This is a genomic window from Bifidobacterium leontopitheci, from assembly GCF_009193355.1.
Taxonomy (GTDB): Bacteria; Actinomycetota; Actinomycetes; order Actinomycetales; family Bifidobacteriaceae; genus Bifidobacterium; species Bifidobacterium leontopitheci.
In genome coordinates this window covers 1-16,000 of sequence record NZ_WBVT01000051.1, presented here as the reverse complement: position 1 = coordinate 16,000, position 16,000 = coordinate 1, and the positions used below count along the sequence as shown (strand labels likewise).

At 65.6% G+C, this 16,000-nt stretch carries 6 protein-coding genes; 4 read left to right on the top strand and 2 right to left on the bottom strand.

All coding sequences use genetic code 11. From position 1 onward, the window contains the following. The first annotated feature begins 233 nt into the window (after window positions 1–233). From F7D09_RS10340 to F7D09_RS10330, 3 genes are all read left to right on the top strand, one after another. The gene (locus tag F7D09_RS10340) at window positions 234–3,509 is read left to right on the top strand and encodes a Spy0128 family protein (RefSeq protein ID WP_152235410.1); all 3,276 of its coding nucleotides are present in this window, start codon (window positions 234–236) and stop codon (window positions 3,507–3,509) included. A gap of 550 nt (window positions 3,510–4,059) precedes the next feature. Next, on the top strand, window positions 4,060–6,141 hold the full coding sequence (locus F7D09_RS10335; protein WP_152235409.1) for a glucose PTS transporter subunit IIA: 2,082 nt from the start codon (window positions 4,060–4,062) through the stop codon (window positions 6,139–6,141). An 84-nt stretch (window positions 6,142–6,225) separates the two neighbouring features. Then, window positions 6,226–7,062, top strand: a complete 837-nt coding sequence (locus tag F7D09_RS10330) for a PRD domain-containing protein (RefSeq protein WP_152235408.1) — start codon at window positions 6,226–6,228, stop codon at window positions 7,060–7,062. Between the two features lie 232 nt (window positions 7,063–7,294). Here the strand turns inward: F7D09_RS10330 and F7D09_RS10325 are convergent, their stop codons facing one another. Continuing rightward, window positions 7,295–8,425: a diacylglycerol/lipid kinase family protein gene (locus F7D09_RS10325; protein WP_152235407.1), complete on the bottom strand. Its 1,131-nt coding sequence runs from the start codon at window positions 8,423–8,425 to the stop codon at window positions 7,295–7,297. A gap of 528 nt (window positions 8,426–8,953) precedes the next feature. Next, window positions 8,954–13,837: an ExeM/NucH family extracellular endonuclease gene (locus F7D09_RS10320; protein ID WP_152235406.1), complete on the bottom strand. Its 4,884-nt coding sequence runs from the start codon at window positions 13,835–13,837 to the stop codon at window positions 8,954–8,956. A gap of 551 nt (window positions 13,838–14,388) precedes the next feature. Between F7D09_RS10320 and serS the strand changes: the two genes are divergently transcribed. After that, the gene (gene serS, locus F7D09_RS10315) at window positions 14,389–15,675 is read left to right on the top strand and encodes a serine--tRNA ligase (RefSeq protein WP_152235405.1); all 1,287 of its coding nucleotides are present in this window, start codon (window positions 14,389–14,391) and stop codon (window positions 15,673–15,675) included. Window positions 15,676–16,000: the final 325 nt, after the last annotated feature.

The window sequence follows — 16,000 nt, the reverse complement described above, 5'->3', positions numbered from 1 at the left end:
CCCCCAACCCCCGCCATCTGAAGTTCACCGGCCATTCATCCCCCATATTCCCACCCGGATTACGCTCGATCGTGACGGGACCGCGAACGCTCACCCCTGATGGTTCGCTGGGTGAACGATGATAACCGCCGTAACATGCGACGGCCTATCATGCCATATCCGGGAGGGAGCTTTTTGCCTGTGCTCCCTCATCGTCAAGCAGTTGAACAAGCAAGAAGAGGAAGGAATCGAGAATGGCATTCTCGAAGTCGAAGCGCACTTACGACGCGCTCGCCGCAGACTCACAGCCGGCAGGCCGCGTTCTCGCGCGCAAGCTGTTCGCGGCGCTGGCCGGCGTGGCCACGCTCGCCACGATGGCAGTGGCTCCGGCGACCGCCAGCGCGGCCGTCACCGCAGCGAAGCCCGTCGCAGCCGCAACCAAGACCGCTAAGACGGCCAAAACGACCGCCGACAATCCAATCACATCCGACGCCTACGCCCGTCTGCTCGGTGCAGTGAAGTTCGTCGGCGAGAAGTCCGGCAAGCCGGTCGACGGCGCCGCCAGCCAGTACAAGAACCTGTGGAACTACACCGTGAGCTCGCCGTCCGACTTCGGTGCGGCGAACGGCTGGAACGGCGGCTTCGGCGGCGCGCCGAAGGCCGTCGGCGGCAACGAGTCCGACGGTTCCGTCACGTTCACCCAGCCGAACAAGCAGCCGTACGTCGTGCACTTCTACAAGGACGCGCTGAAGAACGCGGACGGCACGTACGCCAAGTCGAAGACCTACACGTTCACCGTCCAGCAGAAGTACCGCCTCGCCGGTGAGCCGCCGGTGGACGTGATCGCCGACGGCGAGTCCCACGCGTTCACCATCACGGTCAAGGACGAGGGCGACGGCACGCTCGGCCTGTACAACGAGGCCGGCGTCAAACTCACGTCCGGTGCGTCCTCGGCGAACCTGCCCGACCAGACCGCCAGCCTGTTCACCATCACCAACAAGGTGAAGGAGTCCGCCCCCGCGCCGACCAAGAGCGCGACGACCGCGTTCAAGGGTGCGGTCACGTTCGTCGGCGACAAGACCGGCAAGGACTACACGTCCGACTATGACAACGTGTTCAAGGTTTCCGTCGTCCAGACGAACCACACGGACGAGCCCACGCTCGACCAGGACGGCAGCAGCGTGCTCAATGGCTGGAACCGCAACGGCGAAGTGACGTTCCTGGCGAACGCCGGCAATGCGCCCGTCACGTTCAAGCCCGAATACCTGGACGGCAAGAGCGAGCAGACGTTCACCTACCAGGTCACCGAGAAGTGGTATTCCGATGCGCTCGACGAGGTCACCAAGGACTCCGACGGCGTCAAGACGTTCTCGCTGACGCTCAAGGACAACGGCGACGGCACGCTCGGCGTCTACACGGCCGACGGCACCGCGCTGCCGACCAGCACGGACGGTTCGACCGTCACGCCGACCGTCAACGTGTTCGGCTTCAAGAACACGGTCGCCGAGAAGGAGGCCGTCAAGCCTGCCCACGACGCGAAGGTGTCGATCAAGGGTGCGATCGCGTTCAAGGGCGACAAGTCCGGCAAGACGCTCGACGGTTCCGCGTACGCGAACGCGTTCAAGTACACGGTCAGGCAGACGAACAACACGTCCGACAAGACCATCGTCGGCGGCAACGGCGTGCTCAACGGCTTCAACGCCGCGGACGGCGCGGTCACGTTCCGCGATGTGGACAAGAACCACATTCCGCTGTCGTTCCAGCCCGGCTACCTGCACGGCAAGTCGTCGGTCGACTTCACCTATGAGGTGACGCAGGCGCAGGTCAACGACGGTAAGCCCGCCGACGTGACGCTCGACAAGACGGCTACGAAGACGTTCACGGTGACGCTCAAGGACAATGAGGACGGCACGATGAGCGTGTGGTATGACGGCAATGAACTTGCCGGCTGGAAGCTGGAGAAGGTCTCCGGCCCGTTCGGCGGCTCGTCTACCAATTGGGTTCCGGTCGATCCGTCCGCGAGCCTGTTCAGCTTTGAGAACACGGTCAAGGAGAAGGTCGCGCCGGCCCACGACGCGAAAGTGTCCGTCAAGGGTATGGTTGCGTTCAAGGGCGAGGCCTCCGGCAAGGCGGTGGACGGCTCCGCGTACGCCGGCACGCTGAAGTACACGATCACGCAGACCAACAACACCGACGACAAGACGATCTACGGAACCTCGTTCCCGCTGATCGGCTTCAACGATGCGGACGGCAGCGTGAACTTCAAGCAGTCGGTGGGCGACAAGGACTACCTGCCGCTGTCGTTCCAGCCCGGTTACCTGCACGGCAAGTCGTCGGTCGACTTCACCTATGAGGTCAAGCAGGAGCGCATCAACGACGGCAAGCCCGCGGACGTGACGCTCGACAAGGACGCGGTCAAGACGTTCACCGTGACGCTCAAGGACAATGAGGACGGCACGATGAGCGTGTGGTATGACGGCAATGAGCTGGCCGGCTGGAAGCTGGAGAAGGTTTCCGGCCCGTTCGGCGGTTCGTCTACCAATTGGGTTCCGGTCGATCCGTCCGCGAGCCTGTTCAGCTTCGAGAACACGGTTGCCCCGGCAGCAGCCAAGGTCGCGCCCGCCGCGACCGTGACCCTGACCGGCCGCGATGCGAAGGCCGGCGAGTTCACGTTCGCGCTGCAGGACGCCGACGGCAAGACCGTCGCGACGGCCACCAACGCGGCCGACGGTACGGTCGCATTCGACGACCTGACCTTCGACAAGGCCGGAACGTACACCTATACGCTCGTGCAGCAGCCGGGCAAGGCCGGCGGCGTCACCTACGACGACGCCGAGTACACGGTGACCTTCACCGTCACCGGCACCGACACGAACACGCTGGACGTCGCGACCGCGTACGCGAAGGCCGGCGAGACGGTCGATGCGGCCACGTTCGCGAACACGTACGCCGCCACAGCCGCGACCGCCGCCCCGACCGCGACCGTGACGCTGTCCGGCCGCGCGATGAAGGCCGGCGAGTTCACGTTCGAGCTGTATGACGAGAACGGCCAGCTCGCCTCCACCGCCAAGAACGCCGCCGACGGCACGGTCACGTTCGAGGGGCTGACCTTCGACAAGGCCGGAACATACACCTACACGCTCGCTCAGGTCAAGGGCGACGCCAAGGGCGTCACCTACGATGCGACCGAGTACACGGTGACGTTCACCGTCACCGACGACCTTGAAGGCGCGCTGCAGGCCGCCGTCGCCTATGCAAAGGACGGCGAGACCGCCGACGCGGCCACGTTCGCGAACACGTACGTCGCGGAGAACAAGCCGACGAAGCCGGGCAAGCCGGCCAAGCCTTCGCAGAACGCTGACAAGGTGACCCACTGGGCGGCGCCGAAGACCAAGACGACCCATTGGGCCAAGAAGTCCGGCAGTCTGTCCAAGACGGGCGCCGACGTGGCCACGGTCGTGGTCTTCGCCGCGATGCTCGCCGTCGTTGCCGGCGTGACGCTTGCCGTCCGCCGTCGCGGCGGCCGCTGAGCCGACCGCCGCCTGGCACTCGGCGGAGCTGCTTCGGCGGGAGTCTCGCTAGCGCGTTCGGCGGCCCTTGGCCCCCTCGGTGGAGGGGGCTGTCAGCGGCAACTGACTGGGGGAGCGCCAGGCGCTGCGGTATTACATAAGGTGGTGGGTGTTTTCGACCAAGACCGCAATGGTCCTAGTCGAAAACACCCGCCACCTGTTCGTTTTGCGGTCGTCTTCGACTGGAATCGGGTTGGTATTGGTCGAAAACGGCCGCTGGAGAGCCGATTCGCGGGTGTTTTCGACCAAGAGCCGCCCGATGTTGGCCGAAAACGGCCGTGGAACGCTCCGCCGCCGGGACCGCCCTCCGCGTGACCCGCAACGAATATCCCGCCATCGGCGTGTCGCCGTTCATCAATCGTTAACATAGTTAACGACCAATGCAGGGTTGCAAGTCACATAGACGCAAGACCTGAGATGTGGATAGCACTATATCCATATCTCAGGTCTTTTTTGTTTGTGCGGCTCGCAGAGAAGACGAATCGATTGACGATTCACGAAAGGGATTGAGATGGCTGAATCAACAGCATCGCAGATCATCGACGCGATCGGTGGCGCAGCGAACGTCAAGAGCCTGACGCACTGCGCGACCCGTCTGCGTTTCGAGCTTGTCGACGCGGGCAAGGTGGACCAGCATCGACTGGAGACCATGAAGGGCGTCCTGGGTGCCGTCCCGCAGTCCGGCGACCGTTACCAGGTCGTCATTGGCGGCGCGGTCGCCACCACCTACCAGCAGATCATGAACCTGCCCGAGATGGCGAACGCCGGCAAGGGCGCGGGTGCCGTCGAAGGCGACAAGAAGCAGTCCGACGCCGACGTCAAGGCCGCCGAGCGCGCCAAGGTGCGCGGCAAGGTCGCCTGGATGGACTCCTTCTTCGAGTACCTGTCCGACTCGTTCCGCCCGATCCTGGGCGTGCTGCTCGGCGCGTCCATCATCATCGCGCTGGTCAACCTGTTCATCTCCCTCGGCGTGATCCCGAATGACACGGCGAACACCAGCCTCGTGTTCATCCAGGCCATCTGGAAGGGCGTGTTCTACTTCCTGCCGATCATGATCGCGTACAACGCGGCCAAGAAGCTTGACGTCGACCCGTGGCTCGGCGGCTCCATCATGGCCATCCTCATGACCCCGCAGTTCACCGACCTCATGGACGACAAGAAGTGGAAGGGCGTGACCGAGTGCGTCAAGAGCGCCACCCTGGGCACCACCTCCTGCTCCACCAAGGTCTTCGGCCTGCCGATGCTGCTCAACGACTACAGCGGCAACGTGTTCGTGCCGCTGCTCATGGCGGCCGTGCTCGCGCTCGTCTACAAGGGCCTCAAGAAGATCATCCCCGACAGCGTCCAGCTCGTGTTCGTGCCGTTCTTCTCCATGATCATCGTCGGCGCGCTCACCGCATTCATCGTCGGCCCGATCGGCATCCTCGCCGGCAACTGGCTGGGTGTCGGCCTCGCTTGGCTCAACTCCCACGCGCCGTTCATCTTCGCCATCCTCATCCCGATGCTGTACCCGTTCCTCGTGCCGCTGGGTCTGCACTGGCCGCTCAACGCCCTCATGCTCATGAACATCCAGTCCCTCGGCTACGACTTCATCCAGGGCCCGATGGGCGTGTGGAACTTCGCCTGCTTCGGCGCGACAGCCGGCGTGCTGTTCATCTCCATCCGCGACCACAACAAGGAGATGCGCGAGACCTCGCTCGGCGCCCTTGCCGCCGGCCTGCTGGGTGGCGTTTCCGAGCCGTCCCTCTACGGCATCCACCTGCGTTACAAGCTGATCTACAAGCGCATGCTCATCGGCTGCTTCACCGGTGGCGTCGTCATCGCCGTCCTCGGCTGGCTGTTCCCGTCCGTCACCGCGGCCGGTGAGTCGGTCCGCGGCGTGACCACCAACGCGTTCGCCTTCACCTCGCTGCTCACCATCCCGGTCTTCAGCCAGATGTGGGTCTACGCGGTCTCCATCGCCGTTTCGTTCATCGTCTCCATGCTGCTCATCATCACGCTCGACTACCGTACGCCCGAGCAGAAGGCCGAGATGAACGGCACCGCCGCTCCGGCCGAGGTCTCCGCCCCGGCAGCTCCGGCCGCCACCGCGACCGCCACTGCCACCGCGACCGCCGTCAAGCCTGAGCTCGCCTCCATCACCAAGACGGTCGGCGCCCCCGTCGCCGGTCACACGATCTCGCTCGACGAGGCCGGCGATCCGGTGTTCGCCTCCCGCGCGCTCGGCGAGGGCGTGGCCATCGTGCCGTCCGGCAACGTGGTCGTGGCTCCGGTCTCCGGCGTGCTGCAGACCGTCGCCGAGACCGGCCACGCGTTCGGCATCAAGACCGATGATGACGTCGAGGTGCTCGTGCACGTCGGCATCGATACGGTCAAGATGGAAGGCAAGGGCTTCCACGTCGCCGTCGCCGCGAACCAGCGCGTCAACGCCGGCGACACGCTGGTGACCGTCGATTTTGATAAGGTCAAGGAAGCGGGCTTCAGCACTACCACGCTGATGACGGTGCTGAACACCGCTGTGCTTGGCAGTGTCACGCCGAAGACCAACGTCGACGTCACGGCCGGACAGCCGGTGCTGAAGGTTCAGGCCTGACGACCGTGTTCCGCAGGGTCGCCGTCGTCGCGGGGAGCAGTTCCCGGCGACGACGGCTCCTTGCGTTCTGTCGGAAGGAATGCCGTGGAGATTCTTCGCGTATTCAACAACAACGTCGTGCTCGCCAAGGACGGCTCCCGCGAGGTCATCGTCACCGGACGGGGGCTGGGGTTTCAGGGCAAACCCGGGCAGAAGCTCGACAATGCGAAGATCGTGCGCGTCTTCGTTCCGGCTGACGGCCGCGACCCCGATCATGTCGCGGAACTCCTGTCTGAAATCCCGCCGGAGGTCATCCGGCTGGTGACCGACGCCATGACGAAGTCCGGACTCGGCGACCAGGCTGAGTCGCAGCCGATCCTCGTCATGGCGTTGGCCGATCACATCACCGGCGCGATACGCAGGGCGCGACGAGGCACCCACACGTCGTATCCGCTGGAAGCCGAAGTCCAGTCGCTGTACGCCAACGAATACTCGCAGGCCGTGCGCCTGCTCGCGCAGATCAACAGTCACCTGGGCGGCGCCCTGCCCGACACCGAGGCCGTGGCGCTGGCGCTGCACCTCGTCAACGCCGGATTCTCGAACGGCGACCTTTCCGACACGTACAAGACGACCGGCGTCATCCAGCAGATGCTCGCCGTCATCCAGCAGACCTACGGCGTCACGCTTGACCAGCACAGCGTGAACGTCGGCCGGTTCATCACGCACCTGCGGTACCTGTTCGTGCGCATTCGGCAGGGCAAGCAGCTTGACAAGGAGCCGGAGCCGATCATCGAGTCGATCCGGCAGTCGTACGGCAAGGCGATGGAGTGTGCGCAGCTCGTCGCCACGGTCGCCTCGCTGCGGCTGGGCGCGAACCTCACCGAAGATGAGATCGCCTATCTCGCCCTGCACATCTCCCGTGTCGTCGCCGACGCTCGATAGGCGGGCGGCACCGACACGGCGTATCGTCCTTGCGTATCGTCCTTCTATGCCGTGTGTTTCGTGCGCTCCACAATGTCACAGCGGGTAGGTACCCGCTGTGACATGGAGATATCGCGTGGTCTGTTTGCGTTGAAATATCAGCGTTTTGCATATGGGTGTGATGTTGTTGTCACAGCGGGTAGCTACCCGCTGTGACGCAGCACGACGCCGAACGAAGCCGCAAGCGGCTCTCTCAGATGCGAATCGGCTCCATGACGCCGGTCGCCGACATGTCCGGCGCGACTTCGGGCACGCGCACGCACAGCGCGCAACGGTCCACGCTGAACCGGATGTGCGAGGTGCGGCCGAGCATGTCGCCGTCCACCTGCGCGAGCACCGGCTTCTCCAGCGTGATCTCCGCCGAGACGCCCTGGATCTGATCGATGGTCGAGTTCGTGGAGAGCGGACTGGAGCCGGCCTTGCCGGTGATGGTCTGGTGCACCACGTCGCCGAACAGGTTCGCCCAGCCGATGATGCCGCCCGACGTGTCGATGATCTCGAAGTCGAGGATGCCGTCGTCGTAGGAGGCGTCCGGCATGAGCGAGAACACGGGGATCTGGCCGCAGTTGCCGGCCATGAACGTGCGGAAGGCGAGGTTGCGGCGGCGGTGCGTGCTGCCGTTGGCGGTGGTGATGGTCACGTCGCCGCGGTATTTCGGCGCGAACAGGTTCTTCACGCCGCCGACGAAGTAGGCGAGCCAGCTGATGTTCTTCTTGAGCTTGGGATCGGTGTCGTCGATCATCGCCGCGTCGAAGCCGACGCCCGCGATGATGAGGAACGCGTGGCCGTGGTCGGCGGTCGGGTCGTCGAGCAGGGCGAGGCGGCCGACGTCCACACGGCGCGAGCCGTGCGAGGTGGCGACGGTGAGCGCGGCGTCGATGTCGTCCACGGGGATGCCCATGTTGCGGGCGAACAGGTTGCCGGTGCCGATGGGAATGATGCCCATCGCGCGGCCGGTGCCGGCCATCGCGCTCGCCACGGTGCGCACGGTGCCGTCGCCGCCGACGGCCACGACCACATCGGCGCCATGGTCGAGCGCCTCGAACGCGCAGGCCCGGCCGTCCTTGTCGAGCTGCGTGTCGATGAACTCGATCTCCGTCAGACCCTTCGCCTTGCAGAATTCGCGGATGTGCTCCTTGCGCTGCTTCGCCTGCGGCTTGGACGGGTTGACGATGAACGCGTAATGCACCTGGTCGTCGTTGCGCTTGACGAGCTTGGCGGACAGGCGGGCGCGGCGGCGCGCGCGCAGGGCGATGGCCACGATGATGATCGCGGCGATGAGCCCGGCGATGACGGCGATGGTGATGATGGCGGCTAGCGGCATGATTCCATTGTGTGCGCCGCCGGGCGCGACTCGCCGGAAGGACCGGCGAAACTCGACGATTCCCACACGTAATCCGCACGGCCGGGATCGTCTCATGAGGTGTCTGACCGCCCTGATCGCCGGTCCGTTTCTCAACCGACCGTACTCGGACGGACGGGTTTGGGTACGGTCTGTTGGGGATTCTCGACGGACCGTACCCGGAAGGTGTTGTTCGGGTACGGTCCGTTGTGTTTTTCTGACCGACCGTATCCGTAGATGACGGTTTGGGTACGGTCGGTTGTCATTTCCCAACGGACCGTACTCGGAAGGTGTTGTTCGGGTACGGTCGGTCGATTATGGCCGCTGTGGGTTGTCGGCAGCCCTGCCCAGCGCAAGAAAATACGGAAATCGGCCCTGACTTCCGTAAATCCTTGCACTGACAATCTCTCAGCGCAAGAAATTACGGCAGACAGGGCCGATTTCCGTAATATCTAGCGGCAGCGGACCGGATTACCGGACCGGCTCACCGCCGCTAGGCAGCGCCGCCAATCAGCGGCGGGACGCCAGGTCCGAGCGCTTGGCCGAACGGACCGCGACGCCGCCGGCGGCGAGCAGCGCCATCGCGGCGACGATCACCGCCACGACCGGCGCGCCGGTCTTCGAGAGCGCCGTCACCGCACCCGCGTTGCCGGAGCCGTTGCCCGCGTTGCCGCGGTTGCCGGTCCCGTTCGTCGCGCCGGTGCCGCCGTTGCCGTTGCCGGAACCGTGACCGTTGCCGTTACCGGAACCGTTGCCGCCCGGCACCTGCGCGCCGGCCGTCACGGTCAGCGGCAGGGTCACCGTAGTGCCGTCGGTTTCGCCGACGACCTTGAGCGTCGCCGAACCGGACTTGGCCGAAGCCGGCACGGTCACCTTCAGCGTCGCGCTGTCGCCGTTCGCCACGGCGGCCGAACCGGCGGCGGCCCCGTCGATCGTGGCGGTGAGCTTCGTCTCGGCGGGCACGCCCAGCGAGGTGAGCGTCAGCTTCGAGAACTTCAGCTCGAACGACGAGCCGGCCTTGACCGAGCCGGAAGGCAGTCCGGTCACCGCGACGGCGCGACGGTCGTAGCGCGGCTTGAGCGGCGAGTTGGCGCCGATGTAGGCGATCCACGCGTCACGGTCGATCAGGCCGCTGTCGCGCGTGTCCTTGCCGGCCGCGAACGCGCGGAAGTTGTCGCCGCCCTGCAGCAGGAACGAGAACGAGCCGATGCGGTACTCGGCCTTGAGGTCAAGCGGCTTGCCGTTCACGGTCACCGACGTGATGTGGTGGCCCTGTTCGGCGTCCGGATCGTACGTGTAGCTCACGTTGTGCGACAGGCCGAGCTGCAGGTACGGGCGCGACGGCGTGGTGCCGTCGGTCGTGGTCTGCCACTGCTGCTCGAGCGCCTCCTTGAACTGCGCGCCGGTGAGTGTGGTGGTCCACAGGTTGTTGAGGAACGGCAGCACGGCGTTGGCTTGCGCGTACGTCACGGTGCCGTCAGCGGCGAGCGGGCAGCTGGCGCCCGCGCCGGTGCGGCACAGTTCGGCGCGCAGTCCGCCGGGGTTGACGACGCCGATCTGGGCGCCGTCGCGGTCGTCTGCGGACAGCGAGCTGAGCAGCGAATCGGCGACGAGGTTGCCGAGCGTGGACTCGGAGCCGCGGTCGTCGCGCTTGCCGTCCTTGTACGCGGTGGTGATGTCCGCCGCCACGGAGCCGACCGGCTTGTTGCCTTCCTCGGTGCCCTTCGCCACGGCCGCGTCGACGATGGCCTTGACCTTGGCGGTCACGCCGGTCTTGTCGGCGTCGGCGAGCTGCTGGTCGAAGTCGGCCTTGCTGGTGCCGTCGGGCACGCTCGGCGCGGCCACGTTGCCGGACTTGACGTAGGTCACCTTGCCGGTGGCCTTATCGTAGTCGAGCACGACCTGGCCGACGTTCGCCGCGTAGTTGCCGGTCTGGATGATCGGACGGCCGTTCTTCGCCGGATCCGTGTACGAGTACGTCATGTGCGTGTGTCCGTTGAAGATCGCAGCGACCGCGGGATCCGTGTCGTCGACGATGTGCTTGAACACGGGGCTGGCGGCCTTCTGCTCGTCGAGCGTTGGCTTGCCGGTCTCGTCGTCCTCGGATTCGGGCGCGCCCTCGTGATATTCGGCCACGATGACGTCCGCCTCGCCGTTGGACTCGTCACCGTCCGTGAGCTGTCTGGCCACGCGGTTGACGGCCTCGACAGGATCGCCGAACTCGATGTCCTTGATGCCGCCGGGGGAGACGAGCGTGCCGGTCTCCTGCGTGACCGCGCCGATCACGCCGACCTTCACGCCGTCGACGTCCTGGATGCTGTACTCCTTGAGCGCCGGGGTCTTCGTGCCCTTCTTGTACACGTTCGCGCCGAGGTAGTCCCACTGCGCGTTGCGCTTGCCGTCCGCGCCGATCACGCGGTCGGTCAGGTCGGCGTAGCCCTGGTCGAACTCATGGTTGCCGACCGCCGAAGCCTTGAGGCCGAGCGTGTTGAGCACGTCGATGGTCGGCTGGTCCTTCTGCACGGACGAGTTGAACAGCGAGGCGCCGATGAGGTCGCCGGCTCCCAGGAACAGCGAGGAGTCCGGATACTGGGCGCGCAGCGACTGCACGGTGGAGGCGAACGGCACGGTCAGTCCCGTGTCGATGCGGCCGTGGAAGTCGTTCGTGTTGAGCAGGTTCAGCGTCACCTCGGGGCTCGCGGCTGACGTCTTGAGCCCGACGACGACCGGATCATGGTCGGAGGCGCGGAACTGGTCGGCAACGTACAGGTTCTTCGCGTTGTAGTTGTAGCGCGAGTACTCGAGCGCCACGGATTCCACGGAGTTGATGTTCCAGATGTCCGCGCCGGTGACGTCCTTGAGCGCCGCCTCGTTGGCGAAGATGTGGTCGAGCGAGCCGACGCCGCCGTTCGTGTTGCCCTTGTCGTCGCTCACCGTGTACGCGTACGTGTACTTGCCGGTCTTCTCGCTCACCTGTTCGCTCAGGTCGGTGTAGCCGGCGGCCACGATCTTCTGGATTGGCTTCTCGGCGTAGTAGGCGTTGAAATCGCCCACGAGGAACACCTTGGCCAGTCCCAGCTCGGACTTGACCGAGTCGGTGAACTTGAGCAGCGCGTCGGCCTGCGCCTGGCGCGTGTAGTCGGCGTTGCCGGATCCGTCGCCCGGGTCCTGGTTCTGTTCGTTGCTGGCCGAGCCCTTCGACTTGAAGTGGTTGGCCACGACGAGGAACGCGCTAGCGTCGTCGGCGCCCGCCGCCTTGAACGCCTGCGCGTCGGGCTGGCGGCCGTGCTCGTAGCCGTTCTTGCCGTTGAAGGCGTCCGAGTCGGTGAGGATGTGCGTCTCGCCGACGGTCGCCACCTTGGCTGGCTTGTAGATGAACGCGGTGCGGATCACGTCCTCGGTGTCAAGTGCGGGCAGCGTCTTCGGGCTGGGTACGTACGCCCACGTGCCGTCGCCGGCCTCGGCGTTGAGCGCGTCGACCAGCGTGGAGAGCGCGTAGTCGCGGCGCTCGCCCTTGAACGAGTCCGGCACCACGCTGGCGGCCTTCGCGGAGTTCTCGATCTCCTCAAGCGAGATGACGTCCGCGCCGAGGTTGTTGATCGCCTTGACGATCTTGGCCCGCTGGCGCTTCATGTTCGCCTCGTCCCAGGCGCCGCGCACGTCGCAGTTCTTCGCCGTGATCGGGTTGCCGTCGCGGTCCGTGTACGCGTTCTTCGTGGGGCAGCCGGTCTCGTCGGCCGTGGTGGAGAAGTAGTTGAGCACGTTGAACGTGCCGAGTCGGATGTCGCCGCCGACTGTCTTGAGATCCGGCGTGTCGGTGCGGGTGTCGGAGAACTCGACCGGCTGGTCGTCAGGGTTGTCTCCGGTGAGCCGTTCGGTCGGCTGGAACTTCCATCCGTTGTTGCGGTAGTCGAGCACGACCGGCTTGGTGAACGTCGTCTTCTCGCCCACGCGCACCGGCTTGTCGTTGCTCAGGTACGGCAGCGGGGTGTCGGCGTTGTCCGGGTACTTGGTGTCGAGGAAGTTGCGGCTCGAGCCGTCGTCCAGGGTCACGCTTTCGGCTTCGAGACGGTCGACCTCCGCCTGGTAGGCGGCACCCGTCTTGGCGTCGCCCTTGAGTCCCTTGACGGTCGGGTTGAGGAACGGCTTGTCGCTGGCGGCCAGACCGACCTCGCCGTACTTGTTCGTGTTGTACACGTCGGAGACCGTGTAGTCGCCCTGCGGTGCGACGAGCATGCTTTCGAGGCTTTCGCGCTCGGCGTCGGTCTTCGGGAACGCGACCTTGGCCGGAGCGGGCGCGGTGACCTTATCGTCCAGCTTGGTTGCGGTGTCGGCGTTGAGCTCGGTCAGGCCGTAGTATTCGCTGACCTTGCCGCTCACCTGCACGTAGTCGCCGGCCTTGAGGTCCTTCGCGTTCTTGCTGTCGTAGACGAACAGGCCGTCGGACGCCTTGTGGTCGGCGAGGTTCACGTCGCCGCCGGTGGCCGGCGTCTGGATGGTGTAGCCGTTGAAGCCGCCGTCCGGGTAGGTGGCGGTCACGACGCCCTTCGTGGTGACGGACTTGCCGTCGTACGGGCTTTCGTCGCTCGTGCCCTGGATTTCGGCGATGGTGGCCTCGCCGCCCGGCTGCGGGGTCGGGTCGGGCGTGGAGCCGCCTTCGTCGCCGCTGGCCTGCGGCGTGATGTCGGCGTTGAGCGTGAAGTCCTTGCTGTTGTCGTTCGTGTCGACGCCGTTCGTGCGGTTGAGCGACTTGACGTCCGTGTTGGACTTCGGCGCGGTGGCCGGGGCCTTCTCGAACGTGTTGGTGTCGCCGTAGCCGAGTGCGTCGATGATGTCGGCGTTCGTGGTCGTGTCGCCGGCGGCGGGGCTGAGCTTGTCGGTGGTGGCGGCGAGCAGCAGCGTGCCCTTGGTGCCGCTCGCGTTCAGGCCGGTCGCGTCGACGTCGGCCTTCGGCAGGTCGGCGCCGTTGCTGCCGTTCGAGCCGGCCTTGACGAGGAAGTAGCCTTTCGCGGGGATGCTGCCGGTCAGGTTCGCGGCCGCGGTGGCAGCTCCGGTGCCGCTCGCCGAACGGTACTGCAGCGACGTGCCGGCAAGGTTGACGGCCTTGTCGGTCGTGTTGTACAGCTCGACGAACTTGTTCTTGTACTTGGCGCCCTTGCTGCCGCCGGACAGGTACGCCTCGTTGATGACGACGCCGGTGTAGACGGACGTCGGCTTGGCTGCGGCGGCCGGCTTCGCGGCGGACGTTGCTGTTGTTGCCGCTGCCGTCGCGCTCGCCGTGGGCTGTGCGGCTTCCGGCTCGGCCCACGCCGCAGTGGCCGGAACCGCGGCCAGCGGCACGAGCAGCGCCGCAGAGACCAACAGTCCCTGGATGCGTGTCGAGAATCGACTCATGATGCTCCTTATATCTTGGGACTCCCGTGTGATGCGCCTGCAACGCGCGAAAAAGCCAAATGAACAACCCCTTCTCGCACAGGAATCGATGTGCACCTTCAGCCTAGGGTCGCGGCCAAGCCGGCACATGGAGCCATGATGAACGCCGCATGAATCCGCCGCGAACACTATGCGGCACCCGCGTAGTGCGCCGCTCGCGCAACGTCGCCGCTTCGGCGTTTCGGCCCCCTCGGTGGAGGGGGCTGTCTGAGCGTAGCGAAGACTGGGGGAGCGTACCCGCGCATTGCGTCTCCGCCCTTGGTGAGCCAATCACGTGCGGGTTCGTCAGACCGCAATCCGGCTGCGTCTTTCCTGTCCCCTTCTCCGTCACAGCGTGCACCTACCCGCTGTGACGTGAGTGTCGTATGCCGCCATGCAGCCGCAACGTCGCCCTCCTGTCACAGCGGGTAGCTGCACGCTGTGACAGGAGGATGTCGACATTGCCGGTGCGGGCGCATGGCGTGGGCGTGCGGTGCGGCCGCGTGTCGGCTTACGGCGGTAGGCTGGGGCCTATGCTTGATATTCAATTCATTCGTGAACATGCTGACGTAGTCAAGGAATCCCAGCGCAAGCGCGGCGAGTCCGTCGAACTCGTCGACGAGGTGCTGCGCTCCGACGAAACCCGTCGTTCCGCACTCAAGGAATTCGAGGCCGCCCGCTCCCAGCAGAAGGAGATCGGCAAGAAGGTCGCCGCCGCCCCGGCCGAAGAGAAGGCCGCGCTCATCGCCCAGACCAAGGAACTCTCCCAGAAGGTCGCCGAATACAAGGCCACCGCCGACGCCGCGGCCGAAGAGTACACCACCGCCATGTGGAAGCTCTCCAACGTCGTCGAGCCGGAAGCCCCCGAAGGCGGCGAGGACGATTACGTCGTCGTCAAGAAGGTCGGCCAGATCCGCGACTTCGCGGCCGAAGGCTTCGAGCCCAAGGACCACCTGACCCTCGGCACCGGCGTGGCCGGCATCGACATGCGCCGCGGCGTCAAGGTCGGCGGCTCCCGCTTCTACTTCCTGCGCGGTGCGGTCGCCCGCATGCAGATCGCTATGCTCACCATGGCCGTCGACCAGGCCGAGAAGCACGGCTTCATCCTCGCCATCACCCCGACGCTCGTGCGCCCCGAGGTCATGGCCGGCACCGGCTTCCTCAACTCCCACGCCGACGAGATCTACCGCCTGCGCGAACCCGACGACCAGTACCTCGTCGGCACCTCCGAAGTGGCGCTCGCCGGCATGCACGAGAACGAGATCCTCGACCTGTCCGACGGCCCGCTGCGCTACTGCGGCTGGAGCTCCTGCTACCGCCGCGAGGCCGGCGCCGCAGGCAAGGACACCTCCGGCATCATCCGCGTCCACCAGTTCGACAAGGTGGAGATGTTCGTCTACACCAAGCAGGAGGACTCCTACAAGGAGCACCAGCACCTGCTCGCCATGGAAGAGGAGATGCTCGCCAAGGTCGAGGTGCCGTACCGCGTGATCGACACCGCCGCCGGCGACCTCGGCTCCTCCGCCGCCCGCAAGTTCGACACCGAGGCGTGGATCCCCACTCAGGGCCGCTACCGCGAGCTCACCTCCACCTCGAACTGCACCGAGTACCAGGCCCGCCGCCTCAACATCCGTGAGCGTACCGAGGACGGCTCCACCCGCGCCGTCTCCACCCTGAACGGCACGCTGGCCACCACCCGTTGGCTCGTCGCGATCCTCGAGAACCACCAGCAGAAGGACGGCTCCATCGAGATCCCGAAGGCCATGCGTCCGTACATGGGCGGCAAGGAAGTCATCGAACCCACCAAGTGGGAAGCCTGATTTCCGGCATTGCGCTTCTTACTGATGGCCCTCTTCTGGCTCAGGCCGGGGAGGGCCATCGGCGTTCGCGTGTGAGGTCTGGGTGACGGTGAGCTGGCGTTGAGTCTGGCCCGCTACCTTGGCCCCCTCGGTGGAGGGGGCTGTCTGAGCGTAGCGAAGACTGGGGGAGCGTCACCCGCCGCCGGAATGCATGTCTCGGCCACCGTGTTTATTTATCTGATGGGTTGAGTGGCGACGCTGACGCTCGCACCATGCGTGGTGTTGTTTGAAAACCTACGCGTGGGAGGGGACTTCAGCGTGTGGCGCGTCGTGCGGCGCGTTTGCG